Raw genomic sequence first — 20004 nt, forward strand, 5'->3', positions numbered from 1 at the left:
GTGGTGGTGATCCGCGGCACCGTCGGGAAGAGTGACGGTCATGCAGGTCGTCTCCGGATTCTTCATCGGTCTCGTCGGCGTCGTCTCCACGGTGGTCATGCTCGTCCTCCTCGCGGCGACGGCGCGGCGCGTCATGGGGGCCGCGGTCGGCTGGATCCGCTCCGCCGTGGTGGCGCTCGCGATGCTCACCGTCACGTCGTGGGTGCTCACCAACGGCCTGCTCGACGTCGGCTGGTCGCGCCCGGACGGGACGCTCACCGTCGCGCCCGGCGTCGCGCTCGTGGCGATCGTCCTCGCGTTCGCCTGGGCGTTCGTGCTCGGGCTGTGCGTGCTGCTCGTGCTTGAGCTGCTGGTGCCGACCGGGTCGGTGCCCGGCCCGTGGCGCGCGCTGCGCGGCCTGCGCCAGGGGCGTCGCGAGACCCGCCGGTACGCGCAGATCCTCGCGATCGGCGTCCGGCACGGCCTCGGCGGGGCGCTCACGCGCGGCGCGCGGCAGCCCGACGGGTCGCGGCTCTCGCGCACCGACCAGCGCCGCCAGGCGGCCGCGCTCCGCGACGCCCTGAGCGACGCGGGCGTGACGTTCGTGAAGTTCGGCCAGGTCCTCTCGACGCGCCGCGACCTGCTCCCCGCCACGTTCGCCGACGCGCTCGCGACCCTCCAGAGCGAGGTCCCGCCCGCGCCGTGGCCGCAGGTCGAGGCAGCCGTCACGGGAGCGCTCGGGTGCCCGATCGACGAGGCGTTCGCCGAGTTCTCGCCCGAGCCGCTCGCGTCGGCCTCGGTCGGGCAGGTGCACGCGGCCCGGCTGCCCGACGGGCGGGAGGTCGTGGTCAAGGTCCAGCGGCCCGGAGCACGGGCGCAGGTCGAGACGGACCTGGCGATCCTCGGCCGCCTCGCGCGCCGCATCGAGCGCGACACCGCGTGGGGGCGGTCGCTCGGCGTCGTCGACCTCGCGGACGGGTTCGCGGCGTCGCTGCGCGAGGAGCTCGACTACACCGTCGAGCTGGAGAACACGCTCGCGCTGCGCGCGGCGCTCGCGCGGGATGCGGTGGGGGAGCGGCGTCCAGACGGCGACGGAGACGGTGGCGACGCGGCGGTGGGTCCGCGCGTCCGCGTCCCGGAGGTCTACCCCGAGCTCTCGGGGACGACGCTGCTCGTCATGGAGCGGCTCGACGGTGCTCCCGTCGGCCGCGCCGCGGACGTGCTCGCGGGCCTGGACGACGCCGTGCGCTCCGACCTCGCCTCCCGGCTCCTCACCGCGACGCTCGAGCAGGTGCTCGTCGCGGGCACGTTCCACGCCGACCTGCACCCCGGCAACGTGCTCGTCACCGACGACGGTCGCCTCGGCCTCCTCGACATGGGCTCCGTCGGACGCCTCGGCGAGCCCGAGCGCCTCGCGCTCGCGGCCGTGCTGCTCGCGGTCGACGCCGACGACGCCGTCGCCGCGACCGACGCGCTGCTCGAGCTGCTCGACGCGCCGGCGGACCTCGACGTGCGCCGCCTGGAGCGCGCCGTCGGGCAGGTGATCGTGCGGTTCCGCGGCGCGGGCGCGAGCGGCGCGATGTTCACCGCGCTCTTCCGGCTCGTGACCGACGCCGGGCTCGCCGTCCCCTCGCAGGTCGCCGCCGCGTTCCGCACGTTCACCTCGCTCGAAGGGACGCTGCGTCTCATCGACCCCGGGTTCGACCTCGTCGCCGGGGCCCGCGCGACCGCGCAGCCGCTCGTGCGGCGCGTCGTCACGCCGGAGGGCCTGCGCGAGCGCGCGACGAGCCTCTTCCTCGGCCTCGCGCCCGAGCTCGAACGGCTCCCGCGCCGGCTCGCCAAGATCACGAGCGACGTCGAGGCCGGGCGGCTCACCGTCAACGTCCGCTCCTTCGCCCACCCCGACGACCGCGCGTTCGTCACCGGCCTCGTGCAGCAGGTCGTGTCCACCGTCATCGCCGCCGCGGCCGTCGTGGCGGCGGTCGTGCTGGTCTCCGCGGACTCCGGCCCCCAGCTCGTCGAGGGCCTGCGCCTCTTCGCCGTCCTCGGCGCGGCGCTCGGGTTCGTCGGGACCGTGCTGGCGGTCCGTGTCCTGGTGTTCGCCTTCCGCGGGACGGGACCGGGAGGCGGCTCGACGCGCTGACCTGGCGGGACGCCCGTCGCGGCTGCCGGTCCGTGCGGCTCGCTCGGCATCGTCCTGGCCGGCGGGGACCTCACTCCCGGCGTCGGACGCCCCGTGCACCGCGGCGTTGTGTTTTCACCCGGCGTCCGGGGTATCCGGCGCGGGGTCTCGCGTCATGATCCCGACGTGCAGCGTCTCTAGAGAGGGCTGAGCCCGACGAAGAGCCGATCGACGGAGACGAGCACAGAGGGAGTCCAGATGGTGATGACAGACACGGGTGCGCGGAGAGCTCGCCGTGAAGGGCGATGGCTCGCCGCCGTGGTGCTCGCGCTGGGTGCGGTCCTCGCTCCCGGTGCGGTCACGGCAGCGGCTGACGTCGAGCCGGGTGACACGGTCCATGTCGGCGGCAGGGAGGGGTACGGGGGCACCGGCCTGTTCCCGATCCGGTCCGACGGCACGCCGACCGGGGAGGTGGACTACTGGGCGTACTGCCTCGAGCACGACGTCTCCGCGCGGACCGGGGTCGTCGGCACCGTGGGTGACCTCGACGAGTACCTGGGCGAGAACTACTTCACGGATCCCGCGGTCCAGGGCAAGGTTCTCTGGGTCCTGGCGCACAGCTACCCGGCGTTGAGCCTGGAGGAGTTCGGCGTCGCTGCGGGGGTTCCCGGGATCTCCCGGAACGACGCGATCGAGGCGACGCAGTACGCGATCTGGCGGTACACCGACCTCACCTGGGACGCGGCGTGGAACTTCGAGACGCCTGCCTCCGAGGCGGCGTACTGGTACCTCGTCGAGGGTGCCAACGCGAGCCCCGGGCTCACCCCCGCGGAGCTGGAGGTGACCGCGTCGATCTCGGCTCCGGTCGCACCTCAGCGCGCGGGGTCTCTCGTGGGCCCCTTCGTCGTGAGCACCAACCAGCCCACGGTCTCCGTGTCCGTCGACCCGACGGTCGCGGTCACCGACGGGAGCGGGAGCCCGGTCGACCTGGCGGGAGTCGTCGACGGGCAGGAGCTCTTCCTGGACCTGCGCGACTCGACCACGGCGGGCGAGGCCGTGGTCCGGGTGACGGCGGCCGGCTCCAGCAGCACCGGCAGGATCATCTCGGTCCCGACGGTCACCGGGGGCACTCCCACCGGGAGCGATCACGCGCAGACGATCGTCCTGGTGACCCCGAGCACCACCAGGACGAGCGCGGAGGCCTCGGCGTCGTGGTCCGCCGTGCCCGCCGCCGCCGATCCGGTGATCGGGACCTCGCTGGTCGACTCGGCCGACGGTGACCGCGTGCTGCCGTGGAACGGCGGCACCGTGATCGACACGATCGCCTATCAGAACCTGACGCCGGGGGTCGAGCACACCGTGACCGGTGAGCTCGTGCGCAAGTCCGACGGCACCGGCACGGGGATCACGGGCTCGACGACGTTCACGCCGGCCGAGGCGAACGGTTCCGTCGAGGTCTCGTTCGTCGTCCCCGCCGGCTACGCGGGCGAGGCTCTGGTCGCCTTCGAGCGGCTGCGCGTCGGCACGGAGACGACCGGCGACCCGGTCGCCGCGCACGAGGACATCGACGACGCGGCGCAGACGGTGACGATCGAGGCGCTGCCGCAGACGCCGGCCCCGGTGATCGGGACGTCGCTCGTCGACTCCGCGGACGGTGACCGCGTGCTGCCGTGGGACGGCGGCACCGTCGTCGACACGGTCTCCTACCAGAACCTCGTGCCCGGGACCGAGTACACCGTGACCGGTGAGCTCGTGCGCACGTCCGACGGCACGGGCACGGGCATCACGGGGTCGACGACGTTCACCCCGGCCGAGCCGAACGGTTCGGTCGACGTCTCGTTCGTCGTTCCCGCGGGCCATGCCGGTGAGACGCTCGTCGCCTTCGAGGAGCTCCGTGCCGGGACCGACACCACCGCCGTCCCGGTCGCTGAGCACACGGACCTCGACGACGCGGCGCAGACCGTCACCGTCGAGGCCGCGCCGGTGACCGCGGCGAGCCCGACCGAGGGCGACCTGCCCGCGACCGGCGTCGGCATGACCGGCGCCGCCGTCGGGGCCGCCGCGCTGCTCCTCCTCGGCACGGCCTTCGTGCTCGCCCGACGCGCGCGAGCGCGAGCCTGACCCTGCCCGGTCACGCCGGCTCGGGACCTGCCCGCCCAGGGGGTGCGGGCAGGTCCCGAGGCCCCTCGGTGCCGGGCGCGAGGCCCTCCCTCTCCCCGGCCCCACGACGGACGGACGGTCCGGACGAGGTCGGGCCGCCGGCCGAGGCGGTCGCGGGCCGGTCGGCCGGCGGCGCTCAGGCCGCGGGCGCCGCGTGCATCTGCGCGTACGCCCCGCCGGCGGCGACGAGCTCGTCGTGGCTGCCGACCTCGACGACGCGGCCGTGGTCCATGACGACGATGCGGTCGGCGCCGCGGACGGTGGAGAGCCGGTGCGCGACGACGAACGTCGTGCGACCGCGCATGAGCCGCCCGAGCGCCTCCTGCACGAGCCGTTCCGACGTCGTGTCGAGGGCCGACGTCGCCTCGTCGAGGACGAGCACGCGCGGGTCGCGCACGAGGGCGCGGGCGATGGCGAGGCGCTGGCGCTGACCGCCGGAGAGCCGCCCGCCGCGCTGGCCGATCACGGCGTCGAGGCCGCCCATCTCGGTGACGAAGTCCCACGCGTTCGCGTCGCGCAGCGCCTGCTCGACGGCCGCGTCGGTGAGCTCCGGGCTGCCGTAGGTGACGTTGTCGCGGACGGACCCCTCGAACAGGATCGACTCCTGCGGCACGACGGCGAGGAACCGGCGGTAGGAGCGCAGGTCGACGGTCGCGGTGTCCACGCCGTCGACGAGGACGCGCCCCGACGTCGGCGCGAGGAACCCGATGACCATGTTGAGCACGGTCGACTTGCCCGACCCCGAGGCCCCGACCAGCGCGACGGTCTCGCCGGGCCGTGCCGACAGGGAGAGGTGGTCGACCGCGAGGGCGGGCTCCTCGCCCGGCGCGGGGACGTCGTCGTACGCGAACGTGACGTCCTCGAACGCGACGCGGCCCTCGACGTGGTCGAGCACGCGCTTGCCGGCGTTGCGCTCGACGTCGGGCTCGCCCAGCACCTCGCCCATGGACCGCACGGACTCCAGGCCCTTCGTGACGATCGGAGCGAGGCTCAGCAGCCCCGTCACGGACGCGGTGAGCGTGACGAAGTAGCTCGACAGCATGACGACGTCGCCGGGGGACACCGCGAACGTCTGCGTCCACGCGACCCACGCCGCGCCGACGAGCCCCGCGACGGAGAGCACCTGGAACACGATCCAGGACAGCGCGCCGAACCGGCCGTTGACGACGTCGAGCCGGATCCCCGCCTCGCGCACGCGGTGCAGCACCGAGCCCATGCGGTCGAGCTCGCGCTCCTCGAGCGCGTGCGCGCGCGTCACGGGGATCAGGTGCGTCATCTCGGCGACGCGCGCGGACATGTTCTCCACCTCGGCCCGGAACGCCGCGTTGCGGGTGGTCATGCGGCGGCGCATCGCGACGACGAGCCAGGCCGCCGCGGGCACGGTGAGCGCGAAGATCACGAGGAACTCCGGGACGCGCACGGCCGTCAGCACGACCGCGCCGACGAGCGTCGTGAGCGCGGCCATGCCGGAGTCGAACGTGGTGCGCGACGCCTCGACGACGTTCTCGACGTCGCGCACGATCTTGGCCTGGAGCACGCCCGCGCTCACGCGGCGGTGGTAGCCGATCGACAGCTCCTGCAGGCGGCGCGAGAGCGCCATGCGCAGCCCGTTCTCGACCGTGCGCACGGCGGTCGAGAGCCACCGCACGTAGAGCGTGTGCAGCGGCAGGTTCTGCGCGACGACGCCGAGCATGACCGCGCCCGTGACCCACAGCTCGCGCAGCGGCCGGTGCTCGACGACGACGTCGATCACCGTCGCCGTGAGCGCCGGGATCACCCACACGGGCGAGTGCTTGACGGCGAACGCGAGCGCCGCGGCGGCGAGCCGCCCGCGCTGGGGCGCGAAGAGCCGGGTGACGGTGCGGACGGGTCGGGAGCCGTCGTAGGTGTCCTCGATCTGCACGCGCCCCATCGTCCACCCGCGGGACCGGCCCCGTCGAATCGTTTCGAGGGGCGAAGCCCTCAGGCGTCGTGCGCGCCCGAGGGGTGCGTCGCGTCCGGGGGTCGCACGACGGTGACCGGGCAGTGCGCGTACTCGACCGCGTGCCGGCTCACGGACCCGAGCAGGAGGCGGTCGAACCCGCCGACTCCGCGGTTGCCGAGCACGAGCCGCTCCGCGTGCGACGACGCCTCGATGATCCCCTTCGCGGCGTGCACGTGCTGCACGGTGCGCACGAGGCGGTCGTCGGGCAGGTCGACCCCCGCGGCCTCGAGCGCGGCGTCGAGCTTCTGGGAGGCGAACTTCTCGTAGTCGTCGATCGGCGGCGTCCACCCCCACGAGTCGGGGAGCGGCGCGAGCGACACGATCTGCCAGCAGAACAGGGCCTCGAGCGTCGCGCCCGTGCGCCGCGCGACGTCCGCCCCGTGCCGCAGCGCCTGGACCGACGTCGACGACCCGTCGACCCCGACCACGACGGGCCGCGCGTGCTCGTGCCGCACGTCGGGCGTGCCGCGCACCACGGTCACCGGGACCGTCGCGTGCTGCACGACGGCGGTCGGCACCGACCCGAGGACCATGCGCCCCAGGCGTCCCCGGCCGCAGCGCCCGACGACGAGCAGGTCCGCGTGGTCGCCGTCGCCCGGGTCGGGGCGCACGTCGTCCTGGACGGGCTGGGCGGTCCCGGGCTGGGCGAGGGCGAGCAGGACCGCCGCGGGGCTGCCGCGCTCGGCGACGGCCGTGGTCGTCACCGCGTCCGGGCCGAGGCCCGTGCGCGCGTGCGCGGCGTCCAGCCACTCCTGGACCAGCGCACGCTTCTCCTCGGCCGCCGCGTCCGGGCCGTCGCCCGGACCCTGCCGCGACTCGAACGCGAGCGCGGCCGTGAGCGGCACGCCGCGGTCCGCCGCCTCGCGCAGCGCCCAGTCGAGCGCGCCGCCGGACTCCTCCGACCCGTCCACACCGACGATCACGCCGCGCATCTGCGCCACCTCCGCCCGGTCGGCCGACCGCGTGCGCCGTCGGCGTGCTGTCCCGGCGCCGCCGCCCGGCACCGGTGCTGACTCGACCCTAGGCCGCGCCGCCGCGCTCCGCCCGGGACGCCGGTCCCGGACCGACGGACGAGGGTCACCGGTGCTCGCCGAACCCGGGGTCGCCGTCCCTGCCGACGCCGAACCCACCCGTGTCCCGGGTTCGGCAGCCCGGGTGACCGCAAGCCCGGGTCGGGCGTCAGAACCTCGGCTCGGGCTCGTCCTGGAGGATGTTGCGCAGCGGGCGGGTCACGACGTCCACGCGCGCGAGCAGGTCGGCCGGACCCGAGACGACGAGCGCCCGGTCCTCCAGCGGGACGTACACCGCCGCGTGCTCCCGCACGGTGACGTGCAGGCAGGCCCGAGGCTCGCCGTCGACCACGAAGGTGGTGCGCGTGACCGGCGCGACGTCGACCTCCTCGACGATCGCGCGCATCGCCGCGCGGTACTCCTGGTAGGAGTCGAGGAAGTCGTCGTCGCCCGGGGTGTCGGAGTGCAGCGGCGCGGCGAGCGCCCCGCTGAGGGCGGTGCGGACGATGTCCTCCGCCTGCTCGTCGTGCGCGGCCAGGACGCGCAGCGTCTCGAGGTCGAGCGTCTCGCCGGTGAACGACACGTAGGAGCGCAGGAACCGCTCCTCCGCCGGGTCGTGGGCGCCGTGGCCGGCCCCCGTGAGCGTCTCCTCGTCGAGGTCGAGGCCCCAGGTCAGCGGGTCGTCCACCTCGGCGACGACGCCGTGGAACCGGGCGACGACCTGCTCCCACGTCGCGGGCGCGCCCACCGACGGCGCGTCGCGCTCGTCGGCTCCCGGCGCGGCGGGGTCCTCGGGCTGCTGGTCCGGCTGGTGCATCGCTCTCGCCACCCTTCTGGCGTCCGTGCGGGGCGCACTCCCGAGCCTGCACGGGGTGCGCGCCGCGGTCAACGTGGCGCGCGCGTGTCGGGCCGGGTGATTGCGCACGACGGCGTCCGGCGGCCCCGCAGGTCACGGCCCGACCCCTCTTTCACGCCCCTGGCGAACAACGGCATACGGAGGGGGTGCGGCTCGTTCGAACCGCATAGAGTCAATGCGGTCAGGCTTGTACCCGTCGTCCGGCGGGCAGGTGTACGCCGCTCACGAGGAGCAGCACATGTTCGAGAGATTCACAGACCGAGCCCGTCGGGTCGTCGTCCTCGCCCAGGAAGAGGCGCGGATGCTCAACCACAACTACATCGGCACCGAGCACATCCTCCTCGGCCTCATCCACGAGGGCGAGGGTGTCGCGGCCAAGGCGCTGGAGTCCCTCGGGATCTCCCTCGACGGCGTCCGCACCCAGGTGACCGAGATCATCGGCGAGGGCCAGCAGGCCCCGAGCGGGCACATCCCGTTCACGCCGCGCGCCAAGAAGGTGCTCGAGCTGTCGCTGCGCGAGGCGCTGCAGCTCGGCCACAACTACATCGGCACCGAGCACATCCTGCTCGGTCTCATCCGTGAGGGCGAGGGCGTCGCCGCCCAGGTCCTGACCAAGATGGGCGCCGACCTCAACAAGGTGCGCCAGCAGGTCATCCAGCTCCTGTCCGGCTACCAGGGCAAGGAGCCCGTCGCCGCGGGCGGCCCCGCCGAGGGCCAGCCGTCCGGCTCGGCCGTGCTCGACCAGTTCGGGCGCAACCTCACCCAGGCCGCGCGCGAGGGCAAGCTCGACCCGGTCATCGGGCGCAACCTCGAGATCGAGCGCGTCATGCAGGTGCTGAGCCGCCGCACCAAGAACAACCCGGTGCTGATCGGTGAGCCCGGCGTCGGCAAGACCGCCGTCGTCGAGGGCCTGGCCCAGGACATCGTGCGCGGCGACGTGCCCGAGACGCTCAAGGACAAGCAGCTCTACACGCTCGACCTCGGTGCGCTCGTGGCCGGCTCGCGCTACCGCGGCGACTTCGAGGAGCGCCTGAAGAAGGTGCTCAAGGAGATCCGCACGCGCGGCGACATCATCCTCTTCATCGACGAGATCCACACCCTCGTCGGGGCGGGTGCCGCCGAGGGCGCGATCGACGCCGCGAGCATCCTCAAGCCGATGCTCGCGCGCGGCGAGCTGCAGACGATCGGCGCGACCACGCTCGACGAGTACCGCAAGCACGTCGAGAAGGACCCGGCCCTGGAGCGCCGCTTCCAGCCGATCCAGGTCGCCGAGCCGTCGCTCAACCACGCGATCGAGATCCTCAAGGGCCTGCGCGACCGCTACGAGGCGCACCACCGCGTGTCCATCACGGACGCCGCGCTCGTCTCCGCGGCCACGCTCGCGGACCGGTACATCAACGACCGGTTCCTCCCGGACAAGGCGATCGACCTCATCGACGAGGCGGGCGCGCGCCTGCGCATCCGCCGCATGACCGCCCCGCCGGAGCTCAAGGAGCTCGACGAGGAGATCGCCGAGGCACGCCGCGAGAAGGAGTCCGCGATCGACGCGCAGGACTTCGAGAAGGCCGCCGGCCTGCGCGACAAGGAGAAGCAGCTCACCGCGAAGCGCGCCGACAAGGAGAAGGCGTGGAAGTCCGGTGACCTGGACACCGTCGCCGAGGTGGACGAGGAGCTGATCGCGGAGGTCCTGGCCATGGCCACGGGCATCCCGGTCTTCAAGCTCACCGAGGAGGAGTCCAGCCGCCTGCTCAACATGGAGGACGAGCTGCACAAGCGCGTCGTCGGCCAGGAGGCCGCGATCAAGGCGCTGTCGCAGGCCATCCGCCGTACGCGTGCGGGCCTCAAGGACCCCAAGCGCCCCGGTGGGTCGTTCATCTTCGCCGGCCCCACGGGCGTCGGGAAGACGGAGCTGGCCAAGGCGCTCGCCGAGTTCCTCTTCGGGGACGAGGACGCGCTCATCCAGCTCGACATGTCGGAGTTCTCCGAGAAGCACACCGTCTCGCGGCTGTTCGGCTCGCCCCCCGGCTACGTCGGGTACGACGAGGGTGGTCAGCTCACCGAGAAGGTGCGGCGCAAGCCGTTCTCGGTCGTCCTGTTCGACGAGGTGGAGAAGGCCCACGCGGACATCTTCAACTCGCTCCTGCAGATCCTCGAGGACGGTCGCCTGACCGACTCGCAGGGCCGTGTCGTGGACTTCAAGAACACCGTCATCATCATGACGACCAACCTCGGCACGCGGGACATCGCCAAGGGCGTCCAGACCGGCTTCAACGCCGGCGGCGACCTGGTCACGTCCTACGAGCGCATGAAGGCGAAGGTCAACGACGAGCTCAAGCAGCACTTCCGGCCTGAGTTCCTCAACCGCGTCGACGACGTGGTGGTCTTCCCGCAGCTCTCGCAGACCGAGATCATCCAGATCGTCGACCTCATGATCGCCCGTCTCGACACCCGCCTGCGGGACAAGGACATGGGCATCGAGCTCACGCAGCCCGCGAAGAACCTCCTCGCGGAGAAGGGCTACGACCCGGTCCTGGGTGCGCGTCCCCTGCGCCGCGCGATCCAGCGCGACATCGAGGACGTGCTCTCCGAGAAGATCCTGTTCGGCGAGCTCAAGGCCGGCGAGATCGTCCTGGTCGACGCCGAGGGCGAGGGCCTGCTCGGGGAGTTCACCTTCCGCGGTGTCTCCAAGGGCGAGCACGACCGCGGCCCGGTGAGCGTGGGCGCGGCCGCCGCGCTCGACGCCCCCACCGGCGTCTCGGTCCGCGACCTGCCCCCGACGGGCGAGCTGCAGGCCGGCGCGGAGTGACGCACTCCTGAAACGCCTGACACACGGGCCCCGATCCTCCACCCGGAGGGTCGGGGCCCGTCGTCGTCTCGCCGAGAGAGAGCGGAGGCCGCGGGAGAGAGAACCAGCGGTCGCGACGTAGAGCTCCGCGAGCACTACCTCGAGACCGCTGGTTCTACCTCGCGGTGAGGGATGCGACGACGTTGCACGGCGTTACGTTCGTCCTCGTCGTGGGACGGGGTGCGGGTGCCCTTCCTGTGGCGTGCGCGCGCTGGCACAGTCCCCCGCATGCAGACGACACCGGGGGGCCATGTCGCCGTCCCCGCCGCCGATGCCGGGCGCGTGCCCGGCGTCGCGTGTCGCCGCGCGCTGAGCGCGCGCCCGCGCCGTCGGGCTGCGTGTCGTCCGACCCCGTGCCGCTGAGCACGTCGACGCACTGACCGACGGCCGCCCGGGCCGCCGTCGGGCCCGTTCACCACCTCGCCTCCCGCACGCGGCGTCCGCATGCCCCCGTGCGCTCTCCCCGAGAGGACTCGTCATGCCCGCACACCCGCTCGTCCGTTCCTCCGCTCCGCCCGGCCGCCCGTCTGCGGGTCCGTCCGGCCGCCGCGGCGCGACCGCCGTCGCGCTCGGCCTCGTCGCACTCCTCGCGACGGGTGCGTGCGGTGCCGCGCAGGCGTCCGGCGGCACGGACCCGGCGGACGGCGCGGCCCTCGCCGCCGACGCCGACCTGCCCACCGAGGTGCCCGAGGGCACGGTCCTGCGCATCGGCGACCCGACGACGCAGAAGGCGTTCGAGCTCGCCGGCGACGACCTCGACAGCGACTTCTCGTTCGAGGTCGAATGGGCCAACATCTCCGGCGGCCCCGCGACGACGGAGGCGTTCCGGGCGGGCTCGCTCGACGTCGGCGCGGTGGCGGAGATCCCGCCGATCCACGCGACGTGGACGGGACTGGACGTGCAGATCTACGCGTCGATCTACCGGGAGAACTGGGAGGACGCGCCGATCTACGAGTTCGCGGGCGCGCCCGGGGTCGAGCTCGACTCGCTGGAGGACTTCCGCGGGCACCGCATCGCGTTCAGCCCGGGCCAGGCGCAGGGCGCGATCGTGCTCAAGGCGCTCCAGGAGGCCGGTCTCACGCAGGACGACGTCGAGCTCGTCGAGCTGCCGAGCACGGGCGACGTGTACTCGACGGCACTCGCCGCGGGCGAGGTCGACGTCGCCCCGCTGGGCGGGACGCAGCTCTTCCGCTACCTGGCCACCTATGAGGCGGACGGCGCGACGTCGGTCAAGCACCACCTGCGCGACGACGCCTCGCACCTCTACGGCCCGACGGAGGTCGTCGAGGACCCGGCCAAGGCCGCGGCGCTGCGCGAGTACGTCGCCGCCTGGGCGGCGGCGAAGGTCTGGATCGACGAGCACCCCGAGGAGTGGAAGCAGGGGTACTACGTCGAGGACCAGGGGCTGAGCGAGGAGGACGCGCAGTACCTCATCGACCACGCGCCCGTCCCGGACATCCCGTCCGACCTCACCGAGGGCATCGAGCGCACGCAGGCGACGATCGACCTGCTGGCGACCGAGCTCGACCAGGAGCCGTTCGACGCGACGGACCTGTTCGACGAGCGGTTCGGTCCCGTCGCGGGCGAGGCCGCGGCGGCGGCGCGGGACGGGGGAGCGCAGTGAGCGCGGCGGTCGTCGACCGGGTGGACCTCGCGGCCCCGAGGCTCGACGACGCACCCGCGACCACCTTCGACGTGCGCCCCCGCGGCACGCGCCTGGGGCTCGGCCGGCCGGTCCCGCTCGCGGCGCTCGTCGGCGTGACGCTCCTCGTCGGCGTCTGGTCGGTCGGCTCCGCCACGGGGCTCATCGACCCGCGCGTGCTCTCCGCACCGTGGACGGTCGTCACGACGGGTGCGGAGCTCGTCGCGAACGGCAAGCTCGGCGCGCACCTCGGGGTGTCCTTGACGCGCGCCGCGCTCGGGCTGGCGTTCGGCATCGTCGCGGGCGTCGTGCTCGCGCTCGCGGCCGGGCTGAGCCGGCTCGGCGACGCCGTGCTCGACGGCCCGATCCAGGTCAAGCGCGCCATCCCCAACCTCGCGCTCCTGCCGCTGCTCATCCTGTGGTTCGGGATCGGCGAGGAGATGAAGGTCATCACCATCGCGCTCGGCGTGTTCATCCCGATCTACCTGCACACGCACAACGGCCTGCGAGCGATCGACAGCCGCTACGTCGAGCTCGCCGAGACGGTGCAGCTCTCGCGGTGGCAGTTCGTGCGTCGCGTCATCCTGCCCGGCGCGCTGCCCGGGTTCTTCCTCGGGCTGCGGTTCGCGGTGACGGGGTCGATGCTCGCGCTCGTCGTGGTCGAGCAGGTCAACGCGACGGCCGGCATCGGCTACATGATGGAGCTCGCGCGGACGTACGGGCAGACGGAGATCATCCTCGTCGGCCTCGTGGTCTACGGCGTGCTGGGCTACTCCGCGGACCTCGCCGTCCGCCTCCTGCAGAGGAGGGTGCTGTCGTGGCGGCGCACGCTGGAGGACTGACCGTGGGGGAGGACCGCCCGACGGCGGTCGGCGCGGCCGTGCGGGTCCGCTCGCTCGTTCGGTCGTACGGGGAGCAGCGCATCCTCGACGACCTCGACCTCACCGTGGACGACGGCGAGTTCGTCGCGATCCTGGGTCGCTCGGGCTCGGGCAAGAGCACGCTCCTGCGCGCGCTCGCCGCGCTCGACCACGGGGTAGACGGGTCGGGCGAGGTCGTCGTCCCGGACCAGGTGTCCGTCGTCTTCCAGGACTCGCGGCTGCTGCCGTGGGCGCGCGTGCTGGACAACGTGGTGCTCGGTCTCGACGCCGGGGCGCGCGGGCGGAGCGCCGCGCGGGACGCCGGCCGCGCGAGCCTCGCGGAGGTCGGCCTGGCCGGGCGCGAGCGCGCGTGGCCGAACGAGCTCTCGGGCGGCGAGCAGCAGCGCGTGTCGCTCGCCCGCTCGCTCGTGCGCTCGCCGCGCCTCCTGCTCGCCGACGAGCCGTTCGGCGCGCTCGACGCCCTGACCCGCATCCGGATGCACGCTCTGCTGCGGGACCTGTGCGCGCGGCACCGCCCCGCCGTCCTGCTCGTGACGCACGACGTGGACGAGGCGATCGTCCTCGCGGACCGCGTCGTCGTGCTCGACGAGGGACGCATCGCGGCCGAGCGCCGCATCGACCAGAGCTACCGCCCCGGCGAGGCGCGCGACCCCGCCGACCCCCGCTTCTCCCGGCTCCGTACCGAGCTGCTCGACGCGCTCGGCGTGGTCCGGGACGACAGGAAGGACACCGCCGCATGACCCGCTACGACTCCGCAGGCCACCGCCCGGGGCGCCTGCACCTCAACGCGTTCCTCATGAGCACGGGCCACCACGAGGCGTCGTGGCGGCTGCCGGAGAGCGACCCGTCGTGGACGTCGACGAACATCGCGCACCTGCAGCGCCTCGCGCAGATCGCGGAGGCGGGCAGGCTCGACTCGATCTTCTTCGCGGACGGCCCGGGGCTGCGGTCCGACGTCGGGCGCCGCCCGGCGGGGTCGCTCGACCCGCTCATCGTGCTCACGGCCATCGCGACCGTGACCGAGCGCATCGGCCTCATCGCGACGGCGTCGACGACGTACAACTCGCCCTACAACCTCGCGCGGCGGTTCGCGTCGATCGACCACGTCTCCGGCGGTCGGGCCGGGTGGAACGTCGTGACGACGGCGGGGCCGGACATCGCGCGCAACTTCGGCCTCGACGACCAGCCTGCCCACGCGGTCCGGTACGAGCGCGCGGCGGAGTTCCTCGACGTCGCGTTCCAGCTCTGGGACTCGTGGGAGGACGACGCCGTGCTGGCCGACAAGGCCGCGGGCGTGTGGGCGGACGCGTCGAAGATTCATGCCCCGGCGCACGCGGGGACGCACTTCTCCGTGCACGGCGCCCTCACCACGCCGCGCTCGCCGCAGGCGCGGCCGCTCATCGTGCAGGCCGGGTCGTCGGAGGACGGCAAGGACCTCGCCGCGCGCTACGCCGAGGCGGTGTTCACCGCGCACCAGACGCTCGACGACGCCCGCGACTTCTACGCCGACCTCAAGGCCCGGGCGGTCGCCGTCGGCCGCGACCCGGGGACGGTGAAGATCCTGCCCGGCATCGTCCCCGTCATCGGGTCGACCGAGGCGGACGCGCTCGCGCAGGAGCGCGAGCTCGACGAGCTCATCGTCCCGGAGTACGCGCGCGCCCAGCTCGCGAAGACGCTGCGGCTCGCGCCCGAGGACCTGCCGCTCGACCGCGAGCTGCCGGACGGTCTGCCCACCGAGGACGAGATCGAGGGGGCCAAGAGCCGGTACACGCTGATCGTCGAGCTCGCGCGGCGCGAGCGGCTCACGGTGCGCCAGCTCATCGGGCGGCTCGGCGGCGGGCGCGGGCACCGCACGTTCGCGGGCACGCCCGAGCAGGTCGCCGACGCGATCCAGGACTGGTACGACGCCGAGGCCGCCGACGGGTTCAACATCATGCCCGCGGTGCTGCCGTCGGGGCTCGAGCAGTTCGTCGACCACGTGCTACCCGTGCTGCGCGAGCGCGGCCTGTTCCGCGAGGAGTACGAGGGACGGACGCTGCGCGAGCACTACGGGCTCGAGCGGCCGGCGAACCGGTACGCACGAGCGGGTGAGGTCGACCCCGCCACCGCGGGCACCGCCCCCGGTGGCCCCGTGCCCGACGGCGGCGCGCGCGTCCTCGAGGAGGCCCTCGCGTGAGCGCCGAGCACCTCTGGTACGTCCCGAACCAGGTCCGTCCAGGCCACCGCGGCGACGACGCGGTCGAGGGCCACAACAGCCTCGACACCCTGACGAACCACGCGCACGCGCTGGAACGCCACGGGTTCGCGGGCGCGCTGCTCGGGACGAGCTGGGGGCGTCCCGACACGTTCACCGTCGCGACGGCGCTCGCGGCCCGCACCACGACGTTCGAGCCGCTCGTCGCGATCCGGCCCGGGTTCTGGCGGCCCGCGCACTTCGCGTCCGCCGCCGCGACCCTCGACCACCTCAGCGGCGGCCGGCTGCGCGTCAACATCGTGTCCGGCACCGACGGGCAGGAGGCGTACGGCGACGGCGAGGCCGACCCCGCGCACCGGTATGCCCGGACGCGCGAGTTCCTGCAGATCGTGCGCCGCCTGTGGACGCAGGAGGAGGTCACGTACGCGGGCGAGCACTTCTCGGTGACGCGGTCACGGCTGGGTCCGCGCCCCGTGGCACGCGACGGCCGCGCGCACCCGCGGATCTACTTCGGCGGCGCGTCGGAGGCCGCGGAGCGGGTCGCCGCGACCGAGGCGGACGTGCAGCTCTTCTGGGGCGAGCCGCTCGACGGGATCGCGGAGCGCATCGACCGGCTGAAGCGCCTGAGCGCCGAGCTGGGGCGCGAGCACGCGCCGCTCGAGTTCGGCCTGCGGATCACGACGTTCGTCCGCGACACCACCGAGGAGGCGTGGGCCGACGCCGAGGCGAAGGTGGCGGAGCTGGCCGCGCGGTCGCAGGAGGGCGAGGCGTGGTCCGCGCGCGACCGGGGGCGGAGCACCGCCGTCGGGCAGCAGCGCCTGCTCGACCTCGCGGCGCGCGGCGAGGTGCTCGACGACAACCTGTGGACGACGCCCGGCCGGTTCGGCGGCGGGGGAGCGGGCACGACGTGGCTCGTCGGCTCGGCGGAGGACGTCGCGAAGTCGCTGCGGCGCTACCAGGACCTCGGCGTCACGCACTTCGTCCTGTCGGACACCCCGTACCTGCGCGAGATCGAGCGCCAGGGCACCCAGCTCCTCCCGCTCCTGCGCGACTGACCGAGCACCGCCCAGATCGACCCGCGCGTCGTGAGGTCGACCCCCTGAGGGTCGATCTCGGACGCGCGGGTCGATCTCGTGACGGCGACTCCTCCCGCGCGGGCCAGACCCGGCCCGGAGTACCGTCCGGACGTGGACCGGGACCAGCTCGACGACCTCACCGCCCGCCTGCGCGCCGCCGGGTGCGTCTTCGCGGAGGAGGAGGCCGCGCTCCTCGCCGCGCGGGCCGACGACGACGCGCACCTCGACGCGCTCGTCGCGCGCCGGGTCGCGGGCGAGCCGCTCGAGCACGTGCTCGGGTACGTCGACTTCCACGGGCTCCGCGTCGCCGTCGACCCCGGGGTCTTCGTGCCGCGCCAGCGCACCGCGCTGCTCGTCGACGAGGCCGTCGCGCTCGGGCGGCGGGCCAGGCACCTGGACTGGCTGCCCGACGGCGGGACAGGCGGCGGGACAGGCAGCGTGACGGTCGGCGACGCCGACGGCGGAACAGGAAGCGTGACGGTTGGTGACGCCGACGCCGACGGCGGCGCGGTCGGCGCGGGTGGCGGGGCGGTCGGCAACCCCGACGGCGACCGGGACGGCGGCCCGGACAGCGGCCTGGACCGTCGGATGGTCGGCCCGGCAGTGGTCGTGGTCGACCTGTGCTGCGGCGCCGGGGCGCTGGGGCTCGCGACCGCGGTGGGCCTCGGCGGCGCGGAGACCGTCGCGCTGCACGCGAGCGACGTCGACCCGGCCGCCGTCGCGTGCGCGGCGCGCAACGTCGCCGCGGTCGGCGGCAGCGCGTACGAGGGCGACCTGTTCGACCCGTTGCCGCCCGGTCTGCGCGGCCGGGTCGACCTGCTCCTCGCCAACGTGCCGTACGTGCCCACGGCCGAGATCCCGCTGCTGCCCCACGAGGCGCGCGACCACGAGGCCCACGTCGCGCTCGACGGCGGCGGCGACGGGCTGGACGTGCTGCGCCGCGTCGCCGCCGAGGCGCCCGCGTGGCTCGCTCCGGGCGGCCACCTGCTCACGGAGTCCGGCGAGCGCCAGGCGACGGGCGCCGTCGACGTCCTCGAACGGGCCGGACTGCGGGCGCGCGTCGTCCGCGACGAGGAGATCGGCGCGACGATCGTCGTCGGGACGCTCCCCGCCGAGGCGTGAGAAGTGGCCCCCGGGGCGTGCCGTTCAGGGGCCACTTCTCACGTCTCGTCACGCTCCGCGGGTGGACTCGCAGGTCTCGGTGCACGGATCCGGCCGCACGCGACAGGCTCTGGACGAAGGCCCGGGCGAACGTGCCGGCCTGCGGAGGGGGTGCCGACGATGACCGACGGACGGGGACGACGGCGTGCGCGCGGGCTCGCCGCAGGACTGCTCGTCGCCGTGCTGCCCGCGTGCGGCGGCCCGGGAGGCCCGGTCACCGCGTGCCCCGCGGTCGGCTACGTGGCGCGCCTCGAGGTCCGGCTCGACGACTCCTGGCCGGATCGGGATGCCTACGGCGTGCTCGTGGGCTGCGTCGGGATCAACCCCTGCGGGCTCGTGCGCGACGGGACGGTCTCGCTCGACCCGGAGCCGATCCCCACGACGGTCCCCGACCACCTGGTCCTGCCGGACCGGCCCGAGGCTGCCCAGAGCTCGCCCGAGGCGGCGGCGGAGGACCTGCCCGTCGAGCCGTCGCGCGGCGGCTGGACGGGCTCCGCGACGAACGGCCCGGTCGGGCCGATCGCCGTCCGCGTCGTGGACCTCGCGTCGGGAGACGTCGTCGCCGAGCACGAGGTCGACCCCGTGTGGGAGACGACGACCGGCGACTTCGGGCCCGACTGCGGCGGGCCGTCGGTCGCGACGATCGAGGTCGCTGCCCCGTCGGTGTAGCGCCTACGCCGCGGAGGGCCGCAGGAGCGCGCGGATCTCCTTCTCGGCCTGCGTCGGCGTCAGCGCGCGACAGCCGAGCGACTCCCAGTGGCGCACGAGTGCGGGCTCGGCGCGCAGCAGCGCCCAGCCGCGCCGCAACAGCGTGACCGGCGGCTTGCGCATCTCCGCGAGGTCGCGCAGCAGGCGGAACCAGAACGTCATGAGACGCGGTCGGCGCAGGCAGATCGCGTCGGCCAGGACGTCCTGGGCGCGGCACGCCGCGACGATCTCCGCCGCGAAGATCCCCTCGGCCAGCACGACCCGCGAGCCCGTGACGTCGAGGCGCGTCGTCCCCGTGCGGCGCGACGTCGGGATGTCGTAGACCGGCACGTCCGCGTGCCCGGTCCGCGCGAGGTCGACGAGCGCCGCGACGGCGCCTGCGGCGTCCCACGACCGGGGGTCGTCCCAGTCGACGATGCCGAACCGCTGCGGCAGGTCCGGGTGGTCGTGGTCGAGGTAGAAGTCGTCGAGCGCGACGACCGGGAGGCCGAGGCGCCGCGTGAGCGACGTCTTGCCCGAGCCGGACGCGCCCGTGAGGAGCACGATGCGCGTCGGGACCTCGCGCGAGCCCGGCGGGAGGTCGAACAGCGCGGGGTCCGTGCCGAGGTCGTCGGTCGCCGGTCCTGTGCCGGCCTGGACCGGGCCGTCGACGTGCTGAGGGTCGCTCACGGGACCCCATTCTCGCAGCGCCGCACCGGGACGGTCACGCGCGCCGCGTAGCCTTCCCCGGTGACCGCACTCGACCCTGCCGCCCTGCTCGCCCGCGACGCCCTCGCCCGCCTCGACCGGTGGGAGCCGGTCGACGACGAGCAGGCGGCGCTCGCGGCCGAGTACCGCGCGTTCCTCCGCGGCGACGGTGGCTCCGTCGCGCGTGCCGACGCCGTCCGGCGCGACGGTGGCCCGCAGCACCTCACGGCGAGCTGCTTCGTGCTCAGCCCGGACCTGGCCCGCGTGCTGCTCTGCTTCCATCGCAAGGGCCAGTTCTGGGTCCAGGTGGGCGGGCACACCGAGCCGGGCGACACGACGCTCGCGGGCGCCGCCTACCGCGAGGCGCGCGAGGAGAGCGGCCTCGACGACCTCGTCCCGTTCGACCCGGACCCGTCCGCCGGCACCGCCCCCGGCGCCCGCGCCGACGCCGCGCCCGCCGCCCCGGTCGACGTGCACCGCCACGACCTCGCCGCGGCGTTCGGGACGTGCCGCACGCACTGGGACGTCGGGTTCGTCGCGTTCGCCGACCCGGACACGCGCACCGTCGTGAGCGACGAGAGCGAGGACGTCGCCTGGTTCCCGGTCGACACGCTGCCGTCCGGCACGCCGGACGACTTCCCCGTCCGCCTGGCGACGGTTCTCGCGGAGGTGCGCCACCGCCGTCGGGCATGAGGGCCC

The 20004-nt window shown here is 74.3% G+C and carries 15 protein-coding genes; 11 read left to right on the plus strand and 4 right to left on the minus strand.

Features of this window, described 5'->3' with window-relative positions; translation table 11 throughout:
* The first annotated feature begins 40 nt into the window (after positions 1–40).
* Positions 41–2122, plus strand: a complete 2082-nt coding sequence (locus ABRQ22_RS17560; RefSeq protein WP_353707667.1) for an AarF/UbiB family protein — start codon at positions 41–43, stop codon at positions 2120–2122.
* A gap of 237 nt (positions 2123–2359) precedes the next feature.
* Positions 2360–4222: a VaFE repeat-containing surface-anchored protein gene (locus ABRQ22_RS17565; RefSeq protein ID WP_353707668.1), complete on the plus strand. Its 1863-nt coding sequence runs from the start codon at positions 2360–2362 to the stop codon at positions 4220–4222.
* 175 nt (positions 4223–4397) lie between these two features.
* Here ABRQ22_RS17565 and ABRQ22_RS17570 read toward each other — a convergent pair whose 3' ends face one another.
* The 3 genes from ABRQ22_RS17570 to ABRQ22_RS17580 all read right to left on the minus strand — a co-directional run bounded on the left by ABRQ22_RS17570 (position 4398) and on the right by ABRQ22_RS17580 (position 8072).
* A complete protein-coding gene (locus ABRQ22_RS17570; protein ID WP_353707669.1) occupies positions 4398–6173 on the minus strand; it encodes an ABC transporter ATP-binding protein in 1776 nt (591 codons plus the stop codon).
* 50 nt (positions 6174–6223) lie between these two features.
* On the minus strand, positions 6224–7177 hold the full coding sequence (locus tag ABRQ22_RS17575) for a universal stress protein (RefSeq protein WP_353707670.1): 954 nt from the start codon (positions 7175–7177) through the stop codon (positions 6224–6226).
* Positions 7178–7424: 247 nt separating this feature from the next.
* Entirely contained in the window at positions 7425–8072 is a 648-nt protein-coding gene (locus tag ABRQ22_RS17580; protein ID WP_253055351.1) for a hypothetical protein, read from the minus strand.
* 277 nt (positions 8073–8349) lie between these two features.
* On the opposite strand from ABRQ22_RS17580, the gene ABRQ22_RS17585 reads away from it, so the two are divergent.
* The 8 genes from ABRQ22_RS17585 to ABRQ22_RS17620 all read left to right on the plus strand — a co-directional run bounded on the left by ABRQ22_RS17585 (position 8350) and on the right by ABRQ22_RS17620 (position 18579).
* Entirely contained in the window at positions 8350–10917 is a 2568-nt protein-coding gene (locus tag ABRQ22_RS17585) for an ATP-dependent Clp protease ATP-binding subunit (RefSeq protein ID WP_087472769.1), read from the plus strand.
* A 517-nt stretch (positions 10918–11434) separates the two neighbouring features.
* Entirely contained in the window at positions 11435–12580 is a 1146-nt protein-coding gene (locus tag ABRQ22_RS17590; RefSeq protein WP_353707671.1) for an ABC transporter substrate-binding protein, read from the plus strand.
* A 20-nt stretch (positions 12581–12600) separates the two neighbouring features.
* Positions 12601–13440: an ABC transporter permease gene (locus ABRQ22_RS17595; RefSeq protein ID WP_353709571.1), complete on the plus strand. Its 840-nt coding sequence runs from the start codon at positions 12601–12603 to the stop codon at positions 13438–13440.
* Positions 13437–14219: an ABC transporter ATP-binding protein gene (locus ABRQ22_RS17600; RefSeq protein WP_353709572.1), complete on the plus strand. Its 783-nt coding sequence runs from the start codon at positions 13437–13439 to the stop codon at positions 14217–14219. Before ABRQ22_RS17595 ends, ABRQ22_RS17600 begins: the two co-directional genes overlap by 4 nt.
* Complete coding sequence (locus ABRQ22_RS17605) at positions 14216–15655, plus strand: LLM class flavin-dependent oxidoreductase (RefSeq protein WP_353707672.1); 1440 nt, start codon at positions 14216–14218, stop codon at positions 15653–15655. Before ABRQ22_RS17600 ends, ABRQ22_RS17605 begins: the two co-directional genes overlap by 4 nt.
* Positions 15652–16728, plus strand: coding sequence for an LLM class flavin-dependent oxidoreductase (locus ABRQ22_RS17610; protein WP_353707673.1), 1077 nt, complete (start codon positions 15652–15654; stop codon positions 16726–16728). The genes ABRQ22_RS17605 and ABRQ22_RS17610 overlap by 4 nt, the downstream gene beginning before the upstream one ends.
* Positions 16729–16860: 132 nt before the next feature.
* On the plus strand, positions 16861–17871 hold the full coding sequence (locus tag ABRQ22_RS17615; RefSeq protein WP_353707674.1) for a methyltransferase: 1011 nt from the start codon (positions 16861–16863) through the stop codon (positions 17869–17871).
* 159 nt (positions 17872–18030) lie between these two features.
* Positions 18031–18579 (plus strand): hypothetical protein, encoded by a 549-nt coding sequence (locus ABRQ22_RS17620; protein ID WP_353707675.1) that lies wholly within the window; start codon positions 18031–18033, stop codon positions 18577–18579.
* Between the two features lie 3 nt (positions 18580–18582).
* On the opposite strand, the gene ABRQ22_RS17625 is transcribed toward ABRQ22_RS17620, so the two are convergent.
* Positions 18583–19287 (minus strand): ATP-binding protein, encoded by a 705-nt coding sequence (locus ABRQ22_RS17625; protein WP_353707676.1) that lies wholly within the window; start codon positions 19285–19287, stop codon positions 18583–18585.
* A gap of 60 nt (positions 19288–19347) precedes the next feature.
* Here ABRQ22_RS17625 and ABRQ22_RS17630 point away from each other — a divergent pair, with 60 nt between their 5' ends.
* Positions 19348–19998: an NUDIX domain-containing protein gene (locus ABRQ22_RS17630; protein WP_353707677.1), complete on the plus strand. Its 651-nt coding sequence runs from the start codon at positions 19348–19350 to the stop codon at positions 19996–19998.
* Positions 19999–20004 lie beyond the last annotated feature (6 nt).

This window comes from Cellulosimicrobium sp. ES-005, assembly GCF_040448685.1.
GTDB classification, from domain to species: domain Bacteria; phylum Actinomycetota; class Actinomycetes; order Actinomycetales; family Cellulomonadaceae; genus Cellulosimicrobium; species Cellulosimicrobium cellulans_G.

What these genes read in the sequence shown, in the direction of transcription:
- ABRQ22_RS17570 (WP_353707669.1), bottom strand. Translation starts at nt 6,173, where the DNA reads ATGGGGCGCGTGCAGATCGAGGACACCTACGACGGCTCCCGACCCGTC.
- ABRQ22_RS17560 (WP_353707667.1), top strand. Translation starts at nt 41, where the DNA reads ATGCAGGTCGTCTCCGGATTCTTCATCGGTCTCGTCGGCGTCGTCTCC.
- ABRQ22_RS17590 (WP_353707671.1), top strand. Translation starts at nt 11,435, where the DNA reads ATGCCCGCACACCCGCTCGTCCGTTCCTCCGCTCCGCCCGGCCGCCCG.
- ABRQ22_RS17580 (WP_253055351.1), bottom strand. Translation starts at nt 8,072, where the DNA reads ATGCACCAGCCGGACCAGCAGCCCGAGGACCCCGCCGCGCCGGGAGCC.
- ABRQ22_RS17605 (WP_353707672.1), top strand. Translation starts at nt 14,216, where the DNA reads ATGACCCGCTACGACTCCGCAGGCCACCGCCCGGGGCGCCTGCACCTC.
- ABRQ22_RS17565 (WP_353707668.1), top strand. Translation starts at nt 2,360, where the DNA reads ATGGTGATGACAGACACGGGTGCGCGGAGAGCTCGCCGTGAAGGGCGA.
- ABRQ22_RS17620 (WP_353707675.1), top strand. Translation starts at nt 18,031, where the DNA reads ATGACCGACGGACGGGGACGACGGCGTGCGCGCGGGCTCGCCGCAGGA.
- ABRQ22_RS17575 (WP_353707670.1), bottom strand. Translation starts at nt 7,177, where the DNA reads ATGCGCGGCGTGATCGTCGGTGTGGACGGGTCGGAGGAGTCCGGCGGC.
- ABRQ22_RS17585 (WP_087472769.1), top strand. Translation starts at nt 8,350, where the DNA reads ATGTTCGAGAGATTCACAGACCGAGCCCGTCGGGTCGTCGTCCTCGCC.